This is a genomic window from Cupriavidus basilensis, from assembly GCF_000876015.1.
In the GTDB taxonomy this organism is placed as follows: domain Bacteria; phylum Pseudomonadota; class Gammaproteobacteria; order Burkholderiales; family Burkholderiaceae; genus Cupriavidus; species Cupriavidus basilensis_B.
On record NZ_BBQM01000020.1, the window covers coordinates 237,924 to 262,318 of the forward strand.

The following is a 24,395-nucleotide window of genomic DNA, read 5'->3' on the forward strand; positions in this document are numbered from 1 at the left end:
TCGTGCAGCGGGCGCCGCGGGGCGAGTTCCCCGGCTTTCCGATGCGCTTGATACAGATCAACGCACCCAGGGCCGCGTTTTTCTACAGTCACATCATCAAATTTGTTTTTACAATCTGGGGGTCTGAATGGATGTCACCGCCGCGCATTCTCGCGCCGACACCTTCAATTACGGCGTCGTGCGGCAATTTGCCGTCATGACTGTCGTATGGGGGATCGTGGGCATGGCCGTCGGCGTGCTGCTCGCAGCACAGCTGATCTGGCCTGAGCTCAACTTCAACACGCCGTGGCTGTCGTTCGGGCGCCTGCGCCCGCTGCACACTAACGCGGTGATCTTCGCCTTCGGCGGCAGCGCGCTGTTCGCCACCTCCTACTACGTGGTGCAGCGCACCTGCCAGGCGCGCCTGTTCTGCGGCCCGCTCGCGGCCTTCACGTTCTGGGGCTGGCAACTGGTGATCGTAGCCGCGGCCATCACGCTGCCGATGGGCATCACCAGCTCGAAGGAATACGCCGAGCTCGAATGGCCGATCGACATCCTCATCACGCTGGTGTGGGTGGCCTACGCGATCGTGTTCTTCGGCACCATCGTCAAGCGCAAGACCCGCCATATCTACGTGGCCAACTGGTTCTTCGGCGCCTACATCCTGACCATCGCCATCCTCCACATCGTCAACAACATCGAGATGCCGGTGTCGATGTGGAAGTCCTACTCGGCCTACGCCGGCGTGCAGGACGCGATGGTGCAGTGGTGGTACGGCCACAACGCGGTGGGCTTCTTCCTGACCACCAGCTTCCTCGGGATGATGTACTACTTCATTCCCAAGCAGGCCGGCCGCCCGATCTACTCGTACCGCCTGTCGATCGTCCACTTCTGGGCGCTCAACTTCACGTACATGTGGGCCGGTCCCCACCACCTGCAATACACCTCGCTGCCGGACTGGGCGCAGTCGCTGGGCATGGTGTTCTCGCTGATCCTGCTGGCGCCGTCGTGGGGCGGCATGATCAACGGCATCATGACCCTGTCGGGCGCCTGGCACAAGCTGCGCACCGACCCGATCCTCAAGTTCCTGGTGGTGGCGCTGTCGTTCTACGGCATGGCGACCTTCGAGGGCTCGATGATGTCGATCAAGACCGTCAACGCGCTGTCGCACTACACGGACTGGACCATCGGCCACGTGCACTCCGGCGCGCTGGGCTGGGTCGCGATGATCTCGATCGGCTCGCTCTACTATCTGATCCCGCGGCTGTTCGGCGAGAAGGAGATGTACAGCGTGCGCCTGATCGAGCTGCACTTCTGGATCGCCACCATCGGCGTGGTGCTGTACATCGCCTCGATGTGGATCGCCGGCGTGATGGAAGGCCTGATGTGGCGCGCCACGCAGCCTGACGGCACGCTCACCTACGCCTTCGTGGAAGCGGTCAAGGCCAAGTATCCGTTCTACCTGATCCGTCTGCTCGGTGGCCTGTGCTTCCTCTCCGGCATGCTGCTGATGGCCTACAACGTGGCCAAGACCATCATCGGCAAGCCTGCCGTGGACGCGCCGATCCCGGCGACGACCGCCGCCGCCTCCGCCCACTGATTACGCCAGGACAGAAACGATGTCGCAGAAACAAAGCTTCTTTTCGCACGAGACCCTGGAGAAGAACATCGGCTGGCTGATCATCTGCACCATCCTGGTGGTCAGCATCGCCGGGCTGGTCCAGATCGTGCCGCTGTTCTTCCAGCACTCCACCACCGAGCCGGATCCGGGCATCAAGCCGTATTCGCCGCTGCGCCTGATGGGCCGCGATATCTACATCCGCGAAGGCTGCGTGGGCTGCCACTCGCAGCAGGTGCGCACGCTGCAGGCGGAGACCGAGCGCTACGGCCACTACTCGACCGCGGGCGAGTCGGTCTACGACCACCCGTTCCTGTGGGGCTCCAAGCGTACCGGTCCCGATCTGGCGCGCGTGGGCGGACGCTACTCCGAGGACTGGCAGCGCATCCACCTGCGCAACCCGCGCGACGTGGTGCCCGAATCGGTGATGCCGTCGTATCCGTGGCTCGAGAAGGCCGCGCTGAAGACCAGCGACATCGGCGACCGCATGCGCGCGCTCCGGCGCCTGGGCGTGCCCTACACCGATGCCGAGATCGCGCAGGCGCCCGCCGCGCTCGAAGGCAAGACCGAGGAAGACGCGCTGGTGGCCTACCTGCAGGAACTCGGCATCAGCAAGCGCAACGTCCGCGTCGATACGGCGGCGGCCGCTCCCGCGGCGCCGGCCGCGCCGGCCAAGGAGTAAATCATGGCGATCATCACTGCATGCGCCACCGTGATCTCGATGGCCGCGTTCCTCGCGATCTGCTGGTGGGCCTGGTCGGCCGGACGCCAGCCCGCCAACGCGGAGTCGGCCATGCTGCCGTTCGCCCTGCCCGACGAGCCGCTGGCTGCCCGCCATGAGCGCAGCCCCGCCGGCGCCAACAACACCAAGCAGGAACACTGAGTCATGAGCGACTTCTTCACGGATTTCTGGAGCTACTACATTGCCGCCATCGCGCTGGTCGGCATCGTCTGGTGCGTGTGGCTGCTGTTCTCGCAGCGCCGCGTGGCCAAGGTCGCGGACGCCACGCAGGACACCGGCCACGTCTGGGACGGCGACCTGCGCGAACTGAACAACCCGCTGCCGCGCTGGTGGATGTGGATGTTCCTGCTGGCGTGCATCTTCGGCCTGATCTACCTGGTGCTGTACCCGGGCCTCGGTTCGTACGCCGGCGTGCTCAAGTTCTCCACGCAGGGCGAACTGGCCGCGCACCGCAAGGCCGCCGAGCAGGTGCAGAACGAGATCTACGCCAAGTACATGAAGATGGACGTCACCCAGGTGGCGGCGGACCCGCAGGCGCGCGAGATCGGCCAGCGGCTGTTCCTCAACTACTGCGCGCAGTGCCACGGCTCGGACGCGCGCGGCAGCCGCGGCTTTCCCAACCTGACCGACAACGACTGGCTGTACGGCGGCGACCCCGCCACCATCACCCAGACCATCACCAAGGGCCGCAACGGCGTGATGCCGCCGCTGGGCGCCGCCATCGACGCCAAGCTGTCCGGCGACGTGGCGCAGTACGTGCGCTCGCTGTCGGGCCTGGCGTCCGACCCGATCCGCGCCTCGCGCGGCGAGAGCACCTTCAAGTCGACCTGCGCGGCCTGCCACGGCGCCACCGGCAAGGGCAACCAGGCGCTGGGCGCGCCCAACCTGTCGGACAACGTGTGGCTGTACGGCAGCTCGGAGGCGAACATCGTCGACGCCATCCAGAAGGGCCACAACAACCACATGCCCGCGCACGAGGAAATCCTGACGCCCGAGCGCATCCGCATGCTGACCGCCTATGTCTGGGGCCTGTCCAACACCAGTGGGGCAGGTACCGGGAGCGGGCAATGAGTCTGGACGTAGTATGCCTGCGCGGTATCCGCGCAGGCGGAGATGAGAATCCATGAATGCCCCCGAACCGGAGCCGCTTGCCAGGTCCCGTACCTTGCCCGCGGCTCAGCGGGAGCCCGCATCCGCCACGGCGGATGCGCAGAGCTCCGACGAAACCCTGTACGAAGTCCGCCGCAAGATCTATCCGCGCTCGGTGACTGGCGCGTTTTCGCGCTGGCGGGTGTGGGTCGTGGTGCTGACCCAGTTGTTCTTCTACGGCATGCCCTGGCTGCAGTGGAATGGCCGCCAGGCCATGCTGTTCGATCTCGGCGCGCGCAAGTTCTACATCTTCGGCCTGGTGCTGTGGCCGCAGGACGTGATCTATCTCGCCGTGCTGCTGGTGATCTCGGCGCTGTCGCTGTTCCTGTTCACCGCCATCGCCGGGCGGCTGTTCTGCGGTTATGCGTGTCCGCAGACGGTCTATACCGAGATCTTCATGTGGATCGAGCGGCATGTCGAAGGCGACCGCTTCGCCCGCATCCGCCTCGACGGCGATCCCTGGAGCGCGCGCAAGCTGCGCCTCAAGGCCACCAAGCATTCGCTGTGGATCCTGATCGCGCTGTGGACCGGCTTCACCTTCGTCGGCTACTTCTCGCCGATCCGCGCGCTCGGCGGCCAGGTGCTGAGCCTGTCGCTGGGCCCGTGGCAGACCTTCTGGATGCTGTTCTATGCGTTCGCCACCTGGGGCAACGCGGGCTTCATGCGCGAGCAGGTGTGCAAGTACATGTGCCCGTATGCGCGCTTCCAGAGCGTGATGGTGGACCGCGACACCTATGTGGTGACGTATGACGTGGGCCGCGGCGAGCCGCGCGGCAGCCGCTCGCGCAAGGCCGACTACAAGGCCTCGGGGCTGGGCGAATGCGTCAATTGCAGCATCTGCGTGCAGGTGTGCCCGACCGGCATCGATATACGCGACGGGCTGCAGTACGATTGCATCGGCTGCGGCGCCTGCATCGACGCCTGCAACCAGGTCATGGACAAGATGGCGTATCCGCGCGGGCTGATCCGCTACACCTCGGAAAACGCCATGCGCCGCGCGCTCTCGGAAGCCGTGGCGCGCAAGCGCCTGGTGCGTCCGCGCACGGTGGTGTACTCGGTGATCTGGCTGGCGCTGGTGGGCGGCTTCATGGCCTCGCTGGCCATGCGCACGCCGCTCAAGGTCGACATCATCCGCGACCGCGGCGCGCTCGGCCGCGAAGTGGAAGGCCGCTGGATCGAGAACGTGTACCGCCTGCAGCTGATCAACACCACCGAGGCGCCGATGCGCGTGGCGATCAGCGCGGACAGCGACGAGCTCAAGGGCCTGACGGTGGAATACGACCATAGCGCCGGCGACCTCGATCCGACGTCGAACCGCCTGATTCCGGTGCGCGTGCGCGTGCCGATCGACGCCGCGGGGCAGGGTACCCACAAGATCCACGTGACCGTGACCGCCGCCGGCGACGAAGCCGCGGGCGCGCGCGGCGCGGAGATCAGCCAGAGCACGAGCTTCATCGTGCCGCGCAATCTGTGATGCGGGCAGCCGTGACGGATGCCCGCATCGGACAGACAACCAAAGGAGGCCAGATGACGCAGCAAAGCAATCCCTGGTGGAAAGAGCCCTGGCCGTGGCTGCTGATGAGCGGCCCGCTGGTGGCGATGGTGGCCTGCGGGTTCACCATCTGGCTGGCGATGTCGCACCCCGACCGGCCGATCGAGGAAGGCGTGGCGCGGCACGGGCTGGTGGTCGAGAAGACCGCCGCCGCCGCGCACCCCGCGGCGCCGGCCACGGCGCAGGCGAGGTGACCATGAGGCTGCGCTGGCTGATGTGGGTGTTGTGGCCCGGCTTCCTGGTGGGCGGGCTGGCGACTGCGCTGGTGTTCTCGATGGTCGACCCGGGCGAGCTGCGTTTCTTCGGGCAGCAGGTGGAGGCCTCGCGCGAGGCGGTCTACACGGTGGGGTTCCTGTTCGCGTGGGTGCTCTGCTCGCTGTCGAGCGGGCTCACGCTGTACACCATGCCGACGCGGCTGGCCGACACGGACGAGCTGGAATAGACGTGGAACGGGCGCGGAGCGTGCGGGATGGGCGCAACGGACGCGATGAGCGCGGCAGGCGCGATGAGCGCAACAAGCGCAACAAGCGCAACAAGCGCGGAACGGACAGGGAATAGACGAGATGAGCGGCGCGAACCGGCGCGCCCGCGCCGCCCGGCGGACGCCTCGCCCGGAGGACGCCGGAGCCGGCGGCCCGGCAGGGCGGTCAGCAGGACTTGTTGACGATCTGCTTGATGCCGGGCATGTCGACCAGCTTGACGTGGCGCTGGCGGATCTGGATCAGGCCGGCCTCGGCGAAGCGCGAGAACAGCCGGCTGACCGTCTCGAGCTTGAGCCCGAGATAGCTGCCGATCTCCTCGCGGCTCATGCGCAGCACGAACTCGGAGGACGAGTAGCCGCGCGCGGACAGCCGCTCCGACAAATTCATCAGGAAAGCCGCCAGGCGCTCTTCCGCGCGCATCGAGCCGAGCGTGATCAGCATGACCTGGTCCTGCGAGATCTCGCGGCTCATCAGGCGCATGAACTGGTGCTGCAGCGAGGGCAGGGCGCCGGAGAGCGATTCGAGATCGCCGAACCGGACCACGCAGACTTCGGTATCCTCGAGCGCGGTGGCATCGGATGCGTGCTGCATCTCGCCCAGGCCGTCGAGCCCGACGACTTCGCCGGGCAGGTGGAAACCAGTGATCTGCGAGCGGCCATCCTCCATCGTCAGGTGCGTCTTGAGCGTGCCGAAGCGGATCGCGAAGACAGCGGTGAGCGGATCGCCAAGGCGGTACAGGGTTTCGCCCTTGCGTACCCGCACCCGTTCCTGCACCAGGGTGTCCATTTTGTCGAGGTCGTGCTGCGTCATGCCGACCGGCAGGCAAAGCTGGCCGAGCGAGCACGTGGAGCAGCGGGGCGACATCTCGGAGATAGGAATGGTGGTGAGCAATTGGGGCCTGTCCGGTTTAACGCAGTCAACCCAGCGCGGCGAAGCAGGCGCATGGCGTCGAGAGCTTGACGTCGATGACGTCGGTTACAGACACTGGCGACGTCAAGTCCGGCGCGCGGGCCTGGCGCATCCGCACCCTCTGCGGGGTGCTGTGCGGCGGCTCGCCGTCATGCCTGCAACACGCGCGCAGGCGCAGGCGCTGGACTGGAAGTCGACAGCGCCTCTGGGATCTGCGGGGGCGCGTCGACCGCATTTTACCGCGCCAAACGGCCGGACAGGGAGTGGATGTTGACCATAGGCGTGCTTTTCAGCGTATTTACCCTGGCTCTGCTGGGTGGCGTGCACTGCGCGGCGATGTGCGGCGGGATCGCGCTGGCGGCCGAGCAGGGCGGCGTGGCCCGGGTGCCGGCCACCATCCTGCGCCGGCCCGGGCACTGGCTGCTCGAACTGCTGGTCATGCATGCCGGGCGCCTCAGCATGTACGCGCTGCTCGGCGCGCTGCTCGGCGCGCTGGGCGCCGGTGTCTGGAAGGCCCAGTACCTGCCGCTGCAGCGCTGGCTGTTCGGCGCCGGCAGCGCGATGCTGGTGGTGTCGGGGCTGTGGATGCTGCGCGGCCGCATGCTCGGCACGGCCTGGCTGGAGCGGCTGGCGGCGCGTGGCGCGGGCGGCCTGCTGCGCGGCCTGGGCGCGGCCGGACGGCTGTCCGGCATGGCGCTGCCGCAGGCGCGGCTGGCGCGGCGCTACGGCATGGGCCTGGCCTGGGGGCTGGTGCCGTGCGGCATGGTGTACGGCGCGCTGGCGCTGTCGCTGCTGGCCGGCAACGCCGCCTCGGGCGCGCTGGTGATGGCCGTGTTCGGGCTCGGCACGCTGCCCAACCTGCTGGTGATTTCGGGTCTGTCGGGTTATCTGCGGCAATTGACGCGCCGTCCGGCGGTGCGCGCCGTGGCCGGTTTCGCCGTGATCGGCTTCGGCGTGGCGGGTGTGGCGCGCGCGTTGCTTTTGCCGGAATCGCTGGCGGCGCACGGCTTCTGCCTGGTGTTCTGACGGGCCGTCCCGTGGCGTGCCGCGCACCCGGGCCGGCGGCCGCGCAAGGGAAGCGGTTGCAGGTTTGGCTGGGAATGCCATACAATCGCAAGAACAGCGATATCGCGCAGCGTATTTCACCGTGGCATCGCCGGTTAGCATTCGCTCTCAGGGATGCATGCCAGGAACTCCCCAGGCAAGTACGACCGCCAGGGACCGTTCCCCACCCGCCGTCCGGTTTAAAAGATTCGGTTCAAAAGACCAGCCTCGGCAGGGCGGGGTGAATCAGGCCAAGCAGCGTAGGCCAAGCAGGGCCGATATCCGTTTTTTCTTGCACCCGGTGCGACCTGCGTCGCGCCGGACAGGTCCGCCACATCAGGGGGAAAGGCGCGACGCAAGGGCTCCGTCGACCGGCAGGCAACGCCGGTGGCCGGACGATCTCCTGCCGGTCCAGTCCGGCATCCGATGCAAGACAGGAAAGCGCACGGCCGACATGCAAGCGAGCATGCGGCTGGCTGCGCGGACAGATGGCGGTGGCAATCCCCACCGCTGAACCCGCAATCTCCAGTGCGTCCGGGCCAGTCCGGGGCGCAGGTGCAAAGACAGGCTGCACGCAATCAACATGAATACCCAAGAGGCGAAGATCGTCCTCGAGACCGCGCTGATCTGTGCGCAGGAACCCTTGCGCGTCCATGACATGCGGCGGCTGTTTGCCGACGACGTCGGTGCCGATACCATCCGCGTCCTGCTCGAGGAGCTGCGCCGCGACTGGGATCAGCGCGGCGTGGAGCTGGTGGCGCTGGCCAGCGGCTGGCGCTTCCAGAGCCGCCCCGCGATGCGCGAGTATCTCGACCGGCTCAACCCCGAGAAGCCGCCCAAGTACTCGCGCGCGGTGATGGAAACGCTGGCGATCATTGCCTACCGCCAGCCGGTGACGCGGGGCGACATCGAGGAAATCCGCGGTGTCACGGTGAGCACCGAAGTGGTGAAGAAGCTCGAGGACCGCGGCTGGATCGAGGTCATTGGCCACCGCGACGTGCCCGGGCGCCCGGCGCTGTACGCCACCACCAAGGCCTTCCTGGACGACCTCGGCCTGCGCACGCTGGATGAGCTGCCGCCGCTGGAAGACATCCAGGCGCAGTCGCAGGAAGCGCTGCTGAACCAGGCCCCGATCGATTTCGAGGCGCTCGGCGCGCTGCCCGACGGCAGCGACGAGGAAGCCTTCGCGCAGGCGGAGCCCGACGAAGCCGCGCCCGCGCAGGCGGATGCCGCCGGCGAAGAGGCACAAGCCGAAGCACCCGTGGCTGAACAGGCGGAGGCGGCCCCCGAGGCCGTGCAGGATGCCCTGCCGGCCGATGAGGAACCCGGTATCTCCGAACCCGAATTCCCGACCGTGTCCGGGGCGGAAACGGAAGCGGAGGCGGCCGGCGCGGCGCAGCCGGCCCCGAAAGCAGAACCAGAACCAGAACCAGAACCCGCTGCCGAGGCGGAGCCCGCCGCGAGCGGCGGCGAGGCGGAAGAAGAAACGGAAGCGCGAGCCCCGGCCAACGGTTACCACGTGCAAGTGGCCTCCGGCGAGCAGGAGCCCGAAGCCCCGGATGCGCCGGGCACGAACCCGGCGGATCCGGCGCACCCCAGCGAGCACGATGAGCACGACGAGCGCGTGTCCAACTGAACACCATGCAACATCCGAATGTGAATACCTTGTCCGATTCCGTTGATCAAGACGTCCGCCCGGCGGATGCGCCGGCCGGCGATGCCGGCGATGCCGGCAATGGCACCGAAGGCGCACCGCGCCGCAAAGGCCTGCGCCGCGGCCTGCGCAATCTGGTGGCCACGCGCCGCCAGGCCGCGCAGGACCGCGAGGGCGGCCGTCCCGCGGACGGCGAGCCGGCCGCGGCCGGCGCCGAGGCGGGCGCGGCCGATGGCCAGCCGCGCGGCGACGGCGTCCGCAAGGGCCGCACCCGCGGCAAGCGCAAGCCCGCCGACGGCGAGATGGCGCAGGCCGGCGAGCAGGGCGAGCGCCCGGCCCAGCGCGGCCGCCGCGCGCCCGGCGCGGATGCCGCCGGCACCGATGCGGGCGGCGAGGCCGCCGGCGAACGCCAGCGCGACGGCGCCCGCGCCAACCCGAACGGCGCGCGCAAGCGCAAGCCGCAGCAGGGCCAGCAGGCGCAGGGCGCGGGCCGCCGCGGCGGCGCCGAGGGCCAGCAAGGCCAGCCACAGGGCGGTGCCCGCCCGGCGGGCCAGGGTGGCAAGGGCGGCAAGGGCAAGGGCGGCGCGCAGCGCCAGGCCCCGGGCGCGGCCGACAAGGCACCGGCGGCCGCCGCGGTCAGCGGCGAAGACCTGTTCCGCTTCGTGATTTCCGGGCAGTACGACCAGGAAGACGCGGGCAGCGCGCGCGCCAAGGCCAAGCCGGTGCGCGAACTGTCGGCCGACGACGACGCGCCCAAGCTGCACAAGGTGCTCGCCGAGGGCGGCCTGGGCTCGCGCCGCGAGATGGAAGAACTGATCCTGCAGGGGCGCGTCTCGGTCAACGGCCTGCCGGCCCACATCGGCCAGCGCATCCTGCCGGCCGACCAGGTCCGCGTCAACGGCAAGCTGATCCACCGCCGCGTGTCGACCAAGCCGCCGCGCGTGCTGCTGTACCACAAGCCGGCCGGCGAGATCGTCAGTCAGTCGGACCCGGAAGGCCGTCCGACCGTGTTCGACAGCCTGCCGCGCATCAAGGCGGGCAAGTGGGTGGCCGTGGGCCGCCTCGACTTCAACACCGAAGGCCTGCTGATCTTCACGTCCTCCGGCGACATCGCCAACAAGTTCATGCACCCGCGCTACGGCGTGGAGCGCGAATACGCGGTGCGCACGCTGGGCGAACTGGCCGAGGCCGACCGCCAGCGCCTGCTGCACGGCATCAAGCTCGACGACGGCGAGGCCAATTTCCTGCGCATCGCCGACGGCGGCGGCGAAGGCATCAACCACTGGTATCACGTGGCGCTGACCGAAGGCCGCAACCGCGAAGTGCGCCGCATGTTCGAGGCCGTGGGCCTGACCGTGTCGCGCCTGATCCGCACGCGCTACGGCCAGTTCCTGCTGCCGCGCGGCCTCAAGCGCGGCCGCTGGCAGGAGCTCGCCGCCGACGACGTGCGCGCGCTGATGGCCTCGATCGGCCTGAAGGCGCCCGCGAAGGGCGACGGCCAGCCCAAGGGCGGCAGCAGCAAGGTCACCGGGCGCAAGGCGCGCACCGAGGCGGCCATCGCCGGCATGCCGATGCCGACCGGCATGGACGGCCTGCCGCGCGTGAACCGCAGCAACGGCCCGCGCGGCAGCGGCGCCGGCCGCGGCCAGCCGGACCCGATGCAGACCTCGATGGGCTACATCGGCGGCCCGACCCTGCTGACCTCGCACACCACCAAGCTGGGCGGCGCCGCGGCAGGCCTGCCGCGCGGCCCCGGCGGCATGGGTGGCATGGGCGGCGGGGCTGGCGGCCGGGGCGGCCGCGGTGCCCGCAGCGGTGGCATGGGCGGCATGGGTGGTCTCGGCGGCATGGGCGGCGGCCAGGGCCGCGGGCCGCGCCGCGGCGGCGGCGGCGAGGTCAACGGCAATGTGATGCCGCAGGCCGGCAAGGCTGGCGGCAATCGCCGCCCGCGCGGCGGCGGCCGGGACGGCAACCGCTGACGCCTTCTGGTGCAGGATGGCCGGCGCGCAGGCCGGGATGGGGCGAAGTGCGGTGCGTGCCGCTCGCCCGTCCGGGTTCTCCCGGCTATCTCTTTGCCTTTTGCACCGCGACGGCGTATAATCCAAGTCTATTCAAAAGTCATCCTGAAAAAGGATGGGCGAATGATGGGCATTGCGCCCATTTTTTTTTGGTTCGCCCAATCCGCATGCGTGCCGTCCTCGCACGGCGCGCCGGTCGGGGTGACGGGCAGGCAAGCAGGCTGCGAAGCCGCCTTCGGCAAGAAGGGCGGCGATGCCGGTGGGCTGGGTCTGCCACGGTATTGATGGCCATTATTCGGGAATACAGTGCATCTGGCAGATTTGATCGAAACCACCCTGAACGGCATGGGGTACGAGCTGGTTGAGCTCGAGCGCGCTCCGGGCGGACTGATGCGCGTCTATATCGATCAGCCTGAAACCGGGATCGTCATCGAGGATTGCGAAAAGGTAAGCCGTCAGCTGACGCACGTGCTTACGGTCGAGAACATCGACTACGAACGCCTCGAGGTGTCCTCGCCGGGGCTGGACCGGCCGCTCAAGAAACTGGCTGACTACGTCCGCTTCGCGGGCCAGGAGGCCAGGGTCACGCTGCGCCTGCCGGTCAACGGTCAGAAGAACTTCGTCGGCATCCTGCAGGCGCCCACCGGCGAGCCCGGGGCGGAGCAGGTCGGCCTGGAGTTCGAAGGCAAGGACGGCACGGCACTGCTGGAATTCGCCATATCCGATGTCGATCGCGCACGCCTGGTGCCGGTGATCGACTTCAAAGGAAATCAGAAAAAAGGGAACAAGCAATGAGCCGCGAAGTTCTGTTGCTCGTCGATGCGCTTGCGCGTGAGAAGAACGTCGACAAGGATGTGGTATTCGGTGCGCTGGAAGCGGCACTCGCTTCGGCAACCAAGAAGCGTTTCGAGGAAGACGTGGACATCCGCGTCGCCATCGATCGCGAATCCGGCGAGCATGAAACGTTCCGCCGCTGGCTCGTGGTCCCCGATGAACAGGGCCTGCAGGAGCCGGACAAGCAGATCCTGATGTTCGAAGCGCGCGAGCAGAACCCGGATATCCAGCTCGACGACTATATTGAGGAACAGATCGAGTCGGTCGAGTTCGGCCGCATCGGCGCGCAGGCCGCCAAGCAGGTGATCCTGCAGAAGATCCGCGACGCCGAGCGCGAGCAGATCCTCAACGATTACCTCGACCGCGGCGAAAAGGTCATGACCGGCACGGTCAAGCGCGCCGACAAGAAGGGCCTGATCGTGGAGTCCGGCCGCGTGGAAGCGCTGCTGGCCCGCGACCAGATCATCCCGAAGGAAAACCTGCGCACCGGCGACCGCGTGCGCGCCTACATCCTGAACGTGGACCGCACCGCGCGCGGCCCGCAGATCGAGCTCTCGCGCACCGCGCCCGAGTTCCTGATCAAGCTGTTCGAGAACGAAGTGCCGGAGATGGAGCAGGGCCTGCTGGAGATCAAGGCGGCCGCGCGCGACCCCGGCGTGCGCGCCAAGATCGCCGTGGTGGCGCATGACAAGCGCATCGACCCGATCGGCACCTGCGTCGGCGTGCGCGGCACGCGGGTGACGGCGGTGCGCAACGAGATCGGCGGCGAGGCTGTCGACATCGTGCTGTGGTCGGAAGATCCGGCGCAGTTCGTGATCGGCGCGCTGGCCCCGGCACAGGTACAGTCCATCGTGGTGGACGAGGAAAAGCACAGCATGGACGTGGTGGTCGACGAGGAAAACCTCGCCGTCGCCATCGGCCGCAGCGGGCAGAACGTGCGCCTGGCGTCCGAACTGACCGGCTGGCAGATCAACATCATGACGCAGGAAGAATCGGCGCAGAAGCAGGCCGAGGAAAGCGACGTGGTGCGCAAGTTGTTCATGGCCAAGCTGGACGTGGACGAAGAAGTGGCCGACATCCTGATCGACGAAGGATTCTCCACGCTGGAAGAAGTGGCCTACGTGCCCATCAGCGAGATGCTGGAGATCGATGCCTTCGACGAAGACACCGTCAACGAGCTGCGCAACCGCGCACGCGATGCGCTCCTGACGATGGAACTGGCCCGGGAAGAAAAGGTGGAAGCGGTGTCGCAGGATCTGCGCTCGCTCGACGGCCTGACCCCGGAACTGATCGGCAAGCTGGCCGAAGGCAATATCCACACGCGTGACGAACTCGCCGAACTGGCAGTCGACGAACTGGTCGAGATGGTCGGCCTGGGCGAAGAAGAGGCCCGCGCGTTGATCATGAAAGCACGGGAACATTGGTTTAACTGAGGGACACGCCCGGACCGACCGGCCTGGGCGCGTATTCCGCACACGACTGTCCCGACGTATAAACCGAGCATTGAAAGGGTTTGAATGGCAAGCACAACAGTTGCCCAACTGGCCGCAGAACTGAGCCGCAGCGCAGCTGCCCTGCTGGAACAATTGCAGGCAGCTGGGGTGGGCAAGGTGACGCCTGAAGACATCATCACCGAATCCGACAAGACCAGGTTGCTGGACTACCTCAAGCGTTCGCACGGGCAGGCCGACGACAGCGCGCGCAAGAAGATCACGCTGACCAAGCGCGAGACTTCCGAGATCCGCCAGGCCGATTCGACCGGCAAGACGCGCACGGTACAGGTCGAGGTGCGCAAGAAGCGCGTCCTGATCAAGCGTGACGAGGCCTCGCCCGAGGGCGCCGCCGATGGCCAGGATGGTGCCGACCAGCAGGCCGACGCCGCCGAACAGGCGCGCCAGGAAGAGGAGGCCCGTCTGCAGGCAGAGCAGCTGGCGCGCCAGGAAGCCGAGCTGAAGGCCCGCCAGGAAGCGGCCGAACGCGAGGAAGCCGAACGCCGCGCCAAGCAGGAAGCGCTCGAAGCCGAGGAACGCCGCCAGGCCGAGCTCGCCGCCCGCAAGGCGGAAGAGGAAGCCGCCGCGCTGCGCGCCGCGGCTGCCACGGCCGCGCCCGAGGACGACGATTCGCGCAAGAAGGCCGAGGACGACAAGGCTCGCCTTGCCGCCGAGCGCGCCGCCGCGCAGAAGGCCGCCGACCAGGCCAAGGAAGCCGCCGACAAGGCCCGTGCCGAGCAGGACGCCGCGCGCAAGCGCCGCGAAGCCGCCGAGGCCGAGGCCCGCGCCATCCAGCAGATGCTGAATGCGCCGGCGCGCGTGCTCAAGGCGCCGTCCGAACGCAAGGCCGAGGAAAAGAAGGCCGAGCAGACCGGCACGCTGCACAAGCCGGTCAAGGCGCCTGGCACCGAGACCAAGAAGGAAGAGAAGAAGCCGGCCACCACGGCTGCCACCGCCACCACCACGGTCGACAAGAAGACCGGCAAGGTGGTGAAGGCCGGCACGTCGTCGACCTGGCAGGACGAAGGCTCGAAGAAGAAGGGCAGCGGCCTGAAGACGCGCGGCGATTCGTCGGGCGGCGTGGGCGGCTGGCGCGGTGGTCCGCGTGGCCGTGGCAACCGCCACCAGCAGGACGACCGCGGCACCAACTTCCAGGCGCCGACCGAACCCGTGGTGCGCGAAGTGCACGTCCCCGAAACCATTTCGGTGGCCGATCTCGCCCACAAGATGGCCGTCAAGGCATCCGAGGTCATCAAGCAGATGATGAAGCTCGGCCAGATGGTGACCATCAACCAGGTGCTGGACCAGGAAACCGCCATGATCGTGGTGGAAGAAATGGGCCACAAGGCGTTCGCCGCCAAGCTCGACGATCCGGAAGCGCTGCTGGTGGTGGATGGCGAGGAGCACACCGACGCCGAGCAGCTGCCGCGTCCGCCGGTCGTGACCGTGATGGGCCACGTCGACCACGGCAAGACCTCGCTGCTGGACTACATCCGCCGCGCCAAGGTCGCCGCGGGCGAAGCCGGCGGCATCACGCAGCACATCGGCGCCTACCACGTGGAAACCGAGCGTGGCGTGATCACCTTCCTCGACACCCCGGGTCACGAGGCCTTCACGGCCATGCGTGCGCGCGGTGCCAAGGCAACCGACATCGTCATCCTGGTGGTGGCCGCCGACGACGGCGTGATGCCGCAGACCAAGGAAGCCATCGCCCACGCCAAGGCGGCGGGCGTGCCCATCGTGGTGGCGATCAACAAGATCGACAAGCCCGAAGCCAACCCGGACCGCGTCAAGCAGGAACTGGTGGCCGAGCAGGTGCTGCCGGAAGAATACGGCGGCGACTCGCCGTTCGTGCCGGTGTCCGCCAAGACCGGCGCCGGCATCGACGAGCTGCTCGAGCAGGTGCTGCTGCAGGCCGAAGTGCTGGAACTGAAGGCGCCGGTGGACGCCCCGGCCAAGGGCCTGGTGGTGGAAGCCCAGCTCGACAAGGGCAAGGGCCCGATCGCGACCATCCTCGTCACCAGCGGCACGCTCAAGCGTGGCGACGTGGTGCTGGCCGGCAGCGCCTACGGCCGCGTGCGCGCCATGCTGGACGAAACCGGCAAGCCGACCAAGGAAGCCGGTCCCTCGATTCCGGTCGAGATCCAGGGCCTGTCCGAAGTGCCGGCCGCCGGCGAGGAAGTGCTGGTGCTGCCCGACGAGCGCAAGGCGCGCGAAATCGCGCTGTTCCGCCAGGGCAAGTTCCGCGACGTCAAGCTGGCCAAGCAGCAGGCGGCCAAGCTGGAGACCATGCTGGAGCAGATGAGCGAAGGCGAAGTGCAGACGCTGCCGCTGATCGTCAAGGCCGACGTGCAGGGTTCGCAGGAAGCGCTGGTGCAGTCGCTGCAGAAGCTCTCCACCGACGAAGTGCGAGTGCAGATCGTGCACGGCGGCGTGGGCGGCATCTCGGAGTCGGACGTCAACCTGGCCACGGCCTCGAAGGCGGTCATCATCGGCTTCAACGTGCGTGCCGACGCCGGCGCGCGCAAGCTGGCCGAGAACAACGGCATCGACATCCGCTACTACAACATCATTTACGATGCGGTGGACGAGATCAAGGCGGCGATGTCGGGCATGCTGGCGCCGGAAAAGCGCGAGGTCACGCTCGGCACGGTCGAGGTGCGCCAGGTGTTCCGCGTGCCGAAGATCGGTGCGGTGGCCGGCTGTATGGTCACCGACGGCGTGGTCAAGCGGACCTCCCTGGTGCGGGTGCTGCGCAACAACGTGGTCATCCATACCGGCGAGCTCGATTCGCTCAAGCGCTTCAAGGACGACGTCAAGGAAGTCAAGCAAGGCTTCGAGTGCGGCCTGTCGATCAAGAACTTCAACGACGTTCAGGAAGGCGACCAGCTCGAAGTGTATGAAATCACCGAGGTGGCGCGCACGCTGTAAGGCGCCGCGCGCGCGGCGGGCCCCCTTCACGGGCGGGTCCGCCGCGGCCGTCTCGACAAGACCCTATTGAATGGCCAAGAAAGGCAATATCTCCTCCCGCAATCTCCGGATTTCCGACCAGATCCAGCGTGACCTGGCCGCGATGATCCAGCGCGAGCTGCGCGACCCCCGCCTGGGGCTCGTCACGCTGCAGTCGGTCACGATGACGCCCGACTACGCGCACGCCAAGGTGTATTTCACCGTGCTGGGCGCCGATGCCGCGGTGGCCGAAGGCATCCTCAACGAAAAGGCCGGCTACCTGCATTCGCTGCTGTTCAAGCAGCTGCATATCCACACCGTGCCGACGCTGCACTTCCACCACGACACCTCGGTCGAGCAGGCCATCGAGATGTCCAAGCTGATCAGCGAAGCCAATTCGACGCGGGCGAAGGAAGACTGAACCGGCGGCCCGTTGAAACGGGCCGTTTTTCCGTCCGCGCCGGCGTCATCCGCTTCATCCGCTTCATCCGCTTCGTTCGTTCCGCCCGCTCTCCCGTCATGACCGATCCGAAAACCAACCGCCCGCCCCGGCAGCCGCGCCGCGAGGTGCACGGCGTGCTGCTGCTCGACAAGCCGCTCGGCCTGTCGTCCAACGACGCGCTGGTGCGCGCCAAGCGCATGCTGCGCGCGCTCAAGGCCGGCCACACCGGCACGCTCGACCCGCTCGCCACCGGCCTGCTGCCGCTGTGCTTCGGCGAGGCCACCAAGTTCTCGCAGGACCTGCTCGAAGCCGACAAGACCTACGAGGCCGCGGTGCGCCTGGGCATCCGCACCGCCACCGGCGACGCCGAAGGCGAGGTGATCGCCGAGCGCGCGGTGACGTGCGACGCCGACGCGCTGCGCACGGCCATCGCGCGCTTCACCGGCGAGATCGAGCAGGTGCCGCCGATGCACTCGGCGCTCAAGAAAGACGGCAAGCCGCTCTACGAATACGCCCGCGCGGGCCAGACCGTGGAGCGCGCCGCGCGCCGCGTGACCATTCACGAGATCGCGCTGCTCGACTGCGGCCTGCCGCAGGCGCCCACCTTCACCATGCGCGTGACCTGCAGCAAGGGCACCTATATCCGCACGCTGGCCGAGGACATCGGCGAAGCGCTGGGCTGCGGCGCGCACCTCACCGGCCTGCGCCGCACGGCCGTGGGCGACCTGAGCCTGGACGGCGCGGTCACGCTGGAACAGATCGACGCCCATGACGACGCCGCGCGCCCCGCGATGCTGGCGCCGGTCGACGCGCTGCTGCAGCGCTGCGCGCCGGTGACGCTGGACGAAGCCGCGGCGGGCCGCTTCCTGCAGGGCCAGCGCATCGCGCAGCGCGACCTGCCGGCGGGCACCGCGCTGGCCGAGGGCGAACTCGCGCGCGTCTATGGCGGCGAGCCGCAACGCCTGCTGGGCGTGGCGCGCATGCGCGAAGGGGCGCTGCGGCCGGAGCGGCTGGTCAGGCTTTGAGCCGGTCCGCAACGCGGGGAACTGGCTGACCAAGTTCATTCCGTCATCAACGGTTTGCTCTCCTCTCCCACAAAGTGGGCGATCTGCTGTTCTTCCATCGCAAGTTGCGCTGCCTGGTCACGTGCCGGAATCGCCTGCTGCCGTAGTCGTGGCGTTGCGCTCCTTGCTGGAAATCTCGGGCGAAGCGAGGCTCAAACAGCGAGTGAGCCACCGTCCACGAAGAGTTCGACGCCCGCGATGTAGCTGCTCTCGCCGGATGCCAGGAAGAGCACGGCGCGCGCGACTTCGTCCGGCTGCCCCAGGCGGCCGAGCGGCACGATCTGCTTCAGCATGTCTTCGACTCCCGGACGCGTGTCGAGGTAGCTGCGCATCAGGCGTGTTTCGGTGCCGCCCGGCGAGACCACGTTCACGCGGATGCCACGCTCCTTCAGGTCGGTCGTCCAGCTTCGCGCGAACGAACGCACCGCCGCCTTGCTCGCGTTGTAGAGCGACTGGTCGGGAAAGCCTTTGCTGCCGGCGACCGAGCCGTTGAGGATTACTGCGCCGCCCGCAGTCAGCAGTGGCAAGGCCTTCTGCACAGTGAAAAGCAGGCCACGCACATTCAGGCCGAAGAGGCGGTCGAAGTCCTCTGCGGCGATCGTGCCCAGCGGTCGCGGCTCGCCCTCGGCGATGCCGGCGTTGGCAAAAACGACATCCAGCTTGCCGTGCTCGCGCTGGATGCGCTCATAGAGTCGATCAAGATCCGCGAGGTTCGCGGCGTCTCCCTGCACGCCAATAGCGCCATTGCCGATTTCCCGCACGGCTTCGTCGAGTCGATCCTGTCTGCGTCCGGTGACGTAGACCTGCGCGCCTTCGGCCGCAAAGAGCTTGGCAGTCGCCAGGCCGATGCCCTCGCTGCCGCCGGTGATCGCCACAACCTTGTTCTCGAATCGCTTGTTCATATGTGCCTCATCTATAAGTGGAGTGTTGCTCCACTTATTATATGGAGGCATCATCCACTTTGTAAATGAGGTCGAAGATGAAAGCGCATTCTGCAACTGACGAAGCGCCGCTGCGCGCCGACGCTGCGCGCAACAGGGAACGCATCCTTGCAGCGGCGGAAGAGGTGTTTCTTGAACGTGGCGCCGATGCCTCGCTCGACGATGTCGCCAAGCGCGCCAAGGTCGGCATCGGGACGCTCTATCGCCGCTTTCCGACGCGCGAGGCCCTGCTTGCTGCATTAAGCGATGAGCGCTTGCTGTCGCTCGCTACGGCGAGCCGGGCCGCGGACGACACGCTCGAACCGAAGGCCTCCATACGCGCCTTCGTCCGGGAACTGGTGATGCACGCCAGCCACTATCGCGGGTTGGCGGCGTCGCTGGGGGCGGTACTCCAGAGTGGCACTCCCGGTTGTCACGCAGGGAGCGAAGAAGGATTGCGGCTGCTCCAGCGCGCGCAGAAAGCGGGAGTCGTTCGCAAGGATGTTTCCCTCGACGATCTCTTGTGCATGGTCACGGCGATCTCCCTTGCCGTCGAGCAAGGCCGTGCCGGGAAAGCGCGAGTCGCGCACTTGGTGGATATGTTCCTTGACGGCATCGGGATGCATTGAGCTGACAACATTGAGCTGACAATCGCGGCTTTCGCTATCAAACGCACCACGCAAACATGAGACCGGGCGCAGCAAGTCTGCCGCGCCCGGTTTCAATGCCCACAGAAAATCGCCCCGTCGCCACCTTTGACTAGGCGGCGGCAGCGCGCGCAATGGACTTTTGCGAACCCAAGATATCCCTTTGGAAGCTAAGGCCGAAGCGCCAATAAGTGAGGAATATTTCCGGAGGCCGCTACCGCCATCGCATCAATCAGCGCGCGCGTTTCCGTCGGGCCAAACTCACCGAGATCCTTGATGGGGCGCGTACGGCTCAGAATCCATAGCAGGCCCGTACGCACGATCGAAGGCAGGCCTGCAAGCGTCCCGAGCAGACGAGGCTTCAGTGCGTGGCCCAGGCTTTGAACCAGTTCGAACCCTTCCACCCATGCAACATCAAGCTGTCTCGCCTCTGCCCATGTGAGGGAAGTAGCTCGTTTCCAAGTGAGCAGAGCGGCGAGGAATGACGGCACCACGAACGCGACATGGCTTCGGAGGAAGGCATCCATATCGTCTTCAACTTCGCTTGGCATACCCGCCTCCCTGAACAACGTGGCGAGAGCCGGATTCGTCAGCGTTGTCACCATGCCGGGGCCATCCACGCGAAAGCGCAGCCGTTGGTCCACCAGAAAAGCCGACATTTTCGGGAACCCGAATGCGAAGCGTTCGATGCCTATGGCTGCTCGATAGGGTTCGGTTCCTTGAAACGTATTGAACATTAGAAGGATGGTGCTCGCGCTGCTTGCCGACAACGCTGGCAATAGGGGCGCGACTTGGTGTTCGGGAACAGTGACGATAGCCAGATCGTAGGGGGCGGCTGGATCAAGCGTCTGCACTACCTTGACCGGCATGCGTTGCCCGTCAACGGTAATAATGGCTCCCTCGCGGCTCAACGTGTCGAAGCGTGCGCCGCGTGCCATGACGGTGATGTCGTGACCAGCCTTGGCGAGACAGAAGGCGACGGCGCTGCCGATTCGACCAGTTCCAATCAGAATGATTTTCATGGAATCAGTCTAGGCGCGACGGAAATTCCCGGATACGGAAAATTACGGTAATCTGGTTCCCATATATGGAAAAACTTTCTTGGGATGATCTGCGCATTCTTCTGGCTGTGCATCGGGCCAGGAGCTTGCTGGGTGCAGGCAAAGCACTTGGCCTTTCAACCTCCACGACCGCGCGGCGTCTGGATGCCCTGGAGGCCGCCGTAGGACGGCAATTGGTGTACCGCAGCCAGTCGGGCACTGAGTTGAAACCAGAGGCGTTGCGCATGGTGCAGCTAGCCGAAGGGCTTGAGCATGGTCTGGATGCGTTGCGCCGCGATCAAACCGTTCTTGCTGGGACATTGCGGGTCAGTGTGCCGGATGGAATGGCTCAAACACTGACCCGATCGCTGCTCGCGTTCTGCCAAGAGTACCCCGACGTTGATCTTGAGCTGGTAGGAGAGAATCGGATGGTGGATGTGGCCGCGCGTGAGGCGGACATTGCCGTTCGTCTGGCGCGCTCCACTTCCAATGTGCTCGTCGAAAAGCACTTGGCGACGTTTCGGTTCGCGCTGTTCGCATCTGCGGACTATGTTCGACGCCATCTTCCAACGCGGCGGCTCAGTAAGGGCGAGGCAGCGGCGCATTCATTCGTCGGACTTGATGAACGATGGAAGGAGCTGCCGCACGAGCAATGGATGCGGACGCTGGGCGCGACGCGATTTGCATTCCGCTCCAGTTCAATGGATGCCATCGAAGAAGCCGTTCGCTACGGCGTAGGTCTTGCGGCATTCCTTGAAAGAGATCCACGAAGCGCGGGCCTGATCCGTGTCGAAACGGATACGGATGGGCCGTCCCAGTCTTTCTACCTCGTTTATCACCGCGATTTGCGAAAGCAACCGCATGTTCGTGCTGCGGTGGCATCAATCGAGGCATACATGCGTGTGCATCGCTGACTCGGATCGGCGCCCGCTAGCGCGGGCAAGATCTTGATGGCACCCCGCCGCAATGGGCGAGGCTTGTGGCGCTACGCCCCAGTTTGCCGCGGCAGGTTGTGCGAAAGCGTGCGCGCTCGCATCGTGCTGGGGGGCTTTGCCGCCATCGGCCTCGCTGCGCTGGCCTGGACAGTGCGCGGCGGCGGTGTGTCGTGGGATATGGGACGGCAGCGTGGAGTTGCGCCTCAACGGCCAGCCCGCTTTACTGTCTGCGTGGAAGTGGCCGTTCGTTGCACAACCCAGGGGGGAGCCGCCAGCTTTTCGGTGATCCAGTTGGAAAAGGCGCGAGTCTTGGACGGAGTGCCGGCCGCTGCCGGTGTGACCACATAGACGGCGCCGCGATCGAGCAGTGCCCAGTCAGGAAGGACTTCGACCAGCTTGCCCGCGGCCAGATCGCGGCAGGCATACCAGTCCGACGTGTACAGGATACCTAGCCCGCTGACAGCCGCTTCGATCAACAGTTCGGCGTCATCCGACGCCAGGGGGCCAGACACGGTGACGCCGAGTGTCCCCCCGCTGGGCTTGGTGAAATTCCATCGGTAGGGATCGTGTCGGCCGGTGAAACAAAGACATGGATAGTTGGCTAGGTCTTGCGGCGTCTGAATAGCCGGATGCCGGGCGATGAAATCCGGGGATGCGCAGATCATCCGACGACGCTCTGCAACCTTGCGGGCGACCAAGCGCGAGTCGGGAAGCTCACCCAAGCGGATGGCGAGGTCGAAGCGTTCCCCGATCAGGTCAACGAAGCGATTGCTGGTGTCCGCCTCGATGGTGACGCGCGGATGCTTACGCAGGAACTCCACGATCAGCGGTGTCAACCACATGCGACCGAAGTTGCCCGGCAAGGTGATGCGCAGATGGCCGCGCGCCTCGCCATCAGCGAACGCGACTGCTTCGCGTCCGGCCGCCTGCAGGTCGTGCAGCAATGGCCGAATCCGGTCGAGATAGGTTCGACCGGCCTCGGTGAGAGCCACCTTGCGCGTGCTTCGTTCGGCCAGCCGGACACCCAGGCGCGCTTCCATCGCACTCAAGCGGCGAGAAACCGCAGTGGGATCCCGTCCGAGCTGCCTGCCAGCCGCAGCGAACGATCCTGTATCGGCCAGAGCTACGAAAGCCGCTAGCTCGTTCAGATCGGAGAATAGAGATTGCTGCATTTTTCGCAGGTATGAAATGCGTCGTCTCCGTATTCTACATAAAAACGCCGCGATTTAAAGTGACATACCTTTAGGAGAAAGACTCGTGCAATCCATTCAAATCACCGCACCTTCGTTCGATGCATTCCGGCGGGTAGAGCTGCCCGAACCCACTCAACCTGGCAAGGGACGCATCCTTGTTCGCATGAAGGCTGGCAGCGTCAACTTCGCCGATCTCGCCGTGGCTTCCGGCCATTACCCCGGTGCCTTGTATCCCAACATTCCCCTGTCCGACGGTGCGGGGGAGGTCATCGCTGTCGGAGAAGATGTCTGGCAAGTTGCCGTTGGCGATCGCGTCGCCATCCACGTCAAGGCGCACTGGATCGCTGGCCGGCCTAGCGCGGAACTGGCCAATCCGATGCGTGGTGCGACGCTGCCCGGCTCGCTGGTCGAAATCGCCGAACTCGATGCGGCCAGCGTCGTCAAGCTGCCGGACCATTTGAGCTGGGAAGCCGCAGGCACGCTCCCCATCGCGGCGATGACGGCATGGCGTGCGCTGGAATCGGCGCAGATCGGCCCGGCATCCACCGTCGCGCTGCTGGGCACGGGCGGGGTGTCGATCTTTGCGCTGCAACTGGCCAAGGCACGCGGGGCGCGAGTCATCATCACCTCCTCGTCCGACGAGAAGTTGGCCCGCGCTCGCGCCTTGGGCGCCGATGAGGTCTTCAACTATCGCCAGGATGCCAACTGGGATGCTTCCGTTCTGGAACGCACGGGTGGCGTCGGTGCCGATCTGGTCATCGACCCGGTCGGCGGCGAAGGCTTCAACCGCTCCGTGACCGCTGCACGGCACGGCGGCACCGTGGCCGCCATCGGCTTCCTCGGCGGCGGTGCCACGCCGCTGGATTTGCTGTCGGTCATCTTCAGGGAGGTGCGCGTACAAGGCAGCAACGGCGGCTCGGTGGCGGACCTGGCGGGAGCGGTGGCGGCGATGGCCGCGCATCGCATCGAGGCGGTCATCGACCGCACTTTCGGCCTTGATGACTTGAAGAAGGCTTACGAGCTGATGGCGCAAGGCGGCCACTTCGGAAAAATTGCGATCAGCTTCGACTGGTGAGTTCTGGACTCAGACCGTTGCTAAGAAGTTGCCTCGGCATTCGGCGCGCCGAGATGGAAATCCTGATTCCATAGCTAGATATAACTGCTGCCTTGACCCCAATGAATACTCCGCAGCGCGCAATCGGCGCCGCGGAGACATTTTAGATAAGGAGTAAGAGGATGGCTAGTTCGTCCTTGGGTGCCGAACAGTCCGGCACATTTCAGCGAGCAAGTGCTTGATTACTGCTCCTCCCTCGGTATCGGCTTTATTCCTTGGTTTCCGCTGGCCGCAGGTGATCTCGCCAAGCCAGGCGCCTTGCTCGATAACCTGGCTCGGCGGTACCACGCTACACCCGGGCAACTTGCGCTTGCTTGGCTCTTGAAGCGAAGCCAGAACATGCTGCCGATCCCGGGTACGTCGAAGGTCACGCATCTAGCGCAAAACGTTGCCGCCGCGGCGATAGCGCTTTCGGATGAAGATTTCCTCGCTCTAGACGAAGAAGGACGGAAGGCGTCGCAGGATGCCGGCACCAGATGATCAATCACGGCCGACCACGGCCGGCAAACTACCGGGAAACACCATGAATGAAGACGTATCCATGTCTCGACGAATGGTTGTGACTGGCCTTGCCGCCGGCGCGGCCACTGAGAACAACTCGGCCGCGGTGGGGCCGGGCG

General features: G+C 66.3%; 24 protein-coding genes. 20 read left to right on the forward strand and 4 right to left on the reverse strand.

All coding sequences use genetic code 11. The features are described 5' to 3' along the window. The first annotated feature begins 127 nt into the window (after positions 1-127). The 7 genes from ccoN to KF708C_RS22930 are packed head-to-tail and all read left to right on the forward strand — an operon-like array spanning position 128 to position 5,482. A complete protein-coding gene (ccoN, locus tag KF708C_RS22900; RefSeq protein WP_020206635.1) occupies positions 128-1,579 on the forward strand; it encodes a cytochrome-c oxidase, cbb3-type subunit I in 1,452 nt (483 codons plus the stop codon). A gap of 19 nt (positions 1,580-1,598) precedes the next feature. After that, positions 1,599-2,279: a cytochrome-c oxidase, cbb3-type subunit II gene (ccoO, locus tag KF708C_RS22905; protein ID WP_059413376.1), complete on the forward strand. Its 681-nt coding sequence runs from the start codon at positions 1,599-1,601 to the stop codon at positions 2,277-2,279. 3 nt (positions 2,280-2,282) lie between these two features. Continuing rightward, the gene (locus KF708C_RS22910; RefSeq protein WP_020206633.1) at positions 2,283-2,480 is read left to right on the forward strand and encodes a cbb3-type cytochrome oxidase subunit 3; all 198 of its coding nucleotides are present in this window, start codon (positions 2,283-2,285) and stop codon (positions 2,478-2,480) included. Positions 2,481-2,483: 3 nt separating this feature from the next. Further along, positions 2,484-3,410: a cytochrome-c oxidase, cbb3-type subunit III gene (gene ccoP, locus KF708C_RS22915; protein ID WP_020206632.1), complete on the forward strand. Its 927-nt coding sequence runs from the start codon at positions 2,484-2,486 to the stop codon at positions 3,408-3,410. Between the two features lie 52 nt (positions 3,411-3,462). Further along, positions 3,463-4,962: a cytochrome c oxidase accessory protein CcoG gene (gene ccoG, locus KF708C_RS22920; protein WP_029044379.1), complete on the forward strand. Its 1,500-nt coding sequence runs from the start codon at positions 3,463-3,465 to the stop codon at positions 4,960-4,962. 53 nt (positions 4,963-5,015) lie between these two features. Beyond that, positions 5,016-5,234 carry a FixH family protein gene (locus KF708C_RS22925; protein ID WP_059413377.1) on the forward strand — a complete coding sequence of 73 codons (219 nt, stop codon included), beginning with the start codon at positions 5,016-5,018 and terminating at the stop codon, positions 5,232-5,234. Positions 5,235-5,236: 2 nt separating this feature from the next. Then, complete coding sequence (locus KF708C_RS22930) at positions 5,237-5,482, forward strand: hypothetical protein (RefSeq protein ID WP_020206629.1); 246 nt, start codon at positions 5,237-5,239, stop codon at positions 5,480-5,482. Between the two features lie 205 nt (positions 5,483-5,687). On the opposite strand, the gene fnr is transcribed toward KF708C_RS22930, so the two are convergent. Then, complete coding sequence (gene fnr / locus KF708C_RS22935; RefSeq protein WP_020424013.1) at positions 5,688-6,413, reverse strand: fumarate/nitrate reduction transcriptional regulator Fnr; 726 nt, start codon at positions 6,411-6,413, stop codon at positions 5,688-5,690. Between the two features lie 288 nt (positions 6,414-6,701). Here fnr and KF708C_RS22940 point away from each other — a divergent pair, with 288 nt between their 5' ends. From KF708C_RS22940 to truB, 9 genes are all read left to right on the forward strand, one after another. Beyond that, positions 6,702-7,457, forward strand: coding sequence for a sulfite exporter TauE/SafE family protein (locus KF708C_RS22940; RefSeq protein WP_059413424.1), 756 nt, complete (start codon positions 6,702-6,704; stop codon positions 7,455-7,457). A 601-nt stretch (positions 7,458-8,058) separates the two neighbouring features. Further along, positions 8,059-9,111, forward strand: coding sequence for an SMC-Scp complex subunit ScpB (gene scpB / locus KF708C_RS22945; protein ID WP_059413378.1), 1,053 nt, complete (start codon positions 8,059-8,061; stop codon positions 9,109-9,111). Positions 9,112-9,116: 5 nt separating this feature from the next. Beyond that, entirely contained in the window at positions 9,117-11,108 is a 1,992-nt protein-coding gene (rluB, locus tag KF708C_RS22950; protein ID WP_059413379.1) for a 23S rRNA pseudouridine(2605) synthase RluB, read from the forward strand. Between the two features lie 162 nt (positions 11,109-11,270). After that, positions 11,271-11,432: a hypothetical protein gene (locus KF708C_RS35835; protein ID WP_155888316.1), complete on the forward strand. Its 162-nt coding sequence runs from the start codon at positions 11,271-11,273 to the stop codon at positions 11,430-11,432. 21 nt (positions 11,433-11,453) lie between these two features. Beyond that, positions 11,454-11,942, forward strand: a complete 489-nt coding sequence (rimP, locus tag KF708C_RS22955) for a ribosome maturation factor RimP (RefSeq protein WP_059413380.1) — start codon at positions 11,454-11,456, stop codon at positions 11,940-11,942. Beyond that, on the forward strand, positions 11,939-13,414 hold the full coding sequence (nusA, locus tag KF708C_RS22960; protein WP_020205926.1) for a transcription termination factor NusA: 1,476 nt from the start codon (positions 11,939-11,941) through the stop codon (positions 13,412-13,414). Before rimP ends, nusA begins: the two co-directional genes overlap by 4 nt. Before the next feature lie 84 nt (positions 13,415-13,498). Further along, entirely contained in the window at positions 13,499-16,402 is a 2,904-nt protein-coding gene (gene infB / locus KF708C_RS22965; RefSeq protein WP_059413381.1) for a translation initiation factor IF-2, read from the forward strand. Between the two features lie 70 nt (positions 16,403-16,472). Next, positions 16,473-16,841, forward strand: coding sequence for a 30S ribosome-binding factor RbfA (gene rbfA / locus KF708C_RS22970; RefSeq protein ID WP_020205923.1), 369 nt, complete (start codon positions 16,473-16,475; stop codon positions 16,839-16,841). A 98-nt stretch (positions 16,842-16,939) separates the two neighbouring features. Continuing rightward, positions 16,940-17,887, forward strand: coding sequence for a tRNA pseudouridine(55) synthase TruB (gene truB / locus KF708C_RS22975; RefSeq protein ID WP_059413382.1), 948 nt, complete (start codon positions 16,940-16,942; stop codon positions 17,885-17,887). A 191-nt stretch (positions 17,888-18,078) separates the two neighbouring features. On the opposite strand, the gene KF708C_RS22980 is transcribed toward truB, so the two are convergent. Further along, positions 18,079-18,828: an SDR family NAD(P)-dependent oxidoreductase gene (locus tag KF708C_RS22980; RefSeq protein WP_059413383.1), complete on the reverse strand. Its 750-nt coding sequence runs from the start codon at positions 18,826-18,828 to the stop codon at positions 18,079-18,081. Positions 18,829-18,905: 77 nt separating this feature from the next. On the opposite strand from KF708C_RS22980, the gene KF708C_RS22985 reads away from it, so the two are divergent. Beyond that, positions 18,906-19,475, forward strand: coding sequence for a TetR/AcrR family transcriptional regulator (locus tag KF708C_RS22985; protein WP_020205920.1), 570 nt, complete (start codon positions 18,906-18,908; stop codon positions 19,473-19,475). Positions 19,476-19,663: 188 nt separating this feature from the next. Here the strand turns inward: KF708C_RS22985 and KF708C_RS22990 are convergent, their stop codons facing one another. Further along, the gene (locus KF708C_RS22990; RefSeq protein ID WP_059413384.1) at positions 19,664-20,515 is read right to left on the reverse strand and encodes a ketopantoate reductase family protein; all 852 of its coding nucleotides are present in this window, start codon (positions 20,513-20,515) and stop codon (positions 19,664-19,666) included. 65 nt (positions 20,516-20,580) lie between these two features. Here KF708C_RS22990 and KF708C_RS34785 point away from each other — a divergent pair, with 65 nt between their 5' ends. Further along, a complete protein-coding gene (locus KF708C_RS34785; protein ID WP_082079710.1) occupies positions 20,581-21,447 on the forward strand; it encodes a LysR family transcriptional regulator in 867 nt (288 codons plus the stop codon). A 224-nt stretch (positions 21,448-21,671) separates the two neighbouring features. Here KF708C_RS34785 and KF708C_RS23000 read toward each other — a convergent pair whose 3' ends face one another. Continuing rightward, positions 21,672-22,640 (reverse strand): LysR family transcriptional regulator, encoded by a 969-nt coding sequence (locus KF708C_RS23000; protein ID WP_059413386.1) that lies wholly within the window; start codon positions 22,638-22,640, stop codon positions 21,672-21,674. Positions 22,641-22,725: 85 nt separating this feature from the next. Between KF708C_RS23000 and KF708C_RS23005 the strand changes: the two genes are divergently transcribed. Together KF708C_RS23005 and KF708C_RS34790 are read left to right on the forward strand one after the other, a co-directional pair. Beyond that, complete coding sequence (locus tag KF708C_RS23005; RefSeq protein ID WP_059413387.1) at positions 22,726-23,736, forward strand: zinc-dependent alcohol dehydrogenase family protein; 1,011 nt, start codon at positions 22,726-22,728, stop codon at positions 23,734-23,736. A 180-nt stretch (positions 23,737-23,916) separates the two neighbouring features. Further along, positions 23,917-24,255, forward strand: coding sequence for an aldo/keto reductase (locus KF708C_RS34790; protein ID WP_082079712.1), 339 nt, complete (start codon positions 23,917-23,919; stop codon positions 24,253-24,255). The last annotated feature ends 140 nt before the right edge of the window (positions 24,256-24,395 follow it).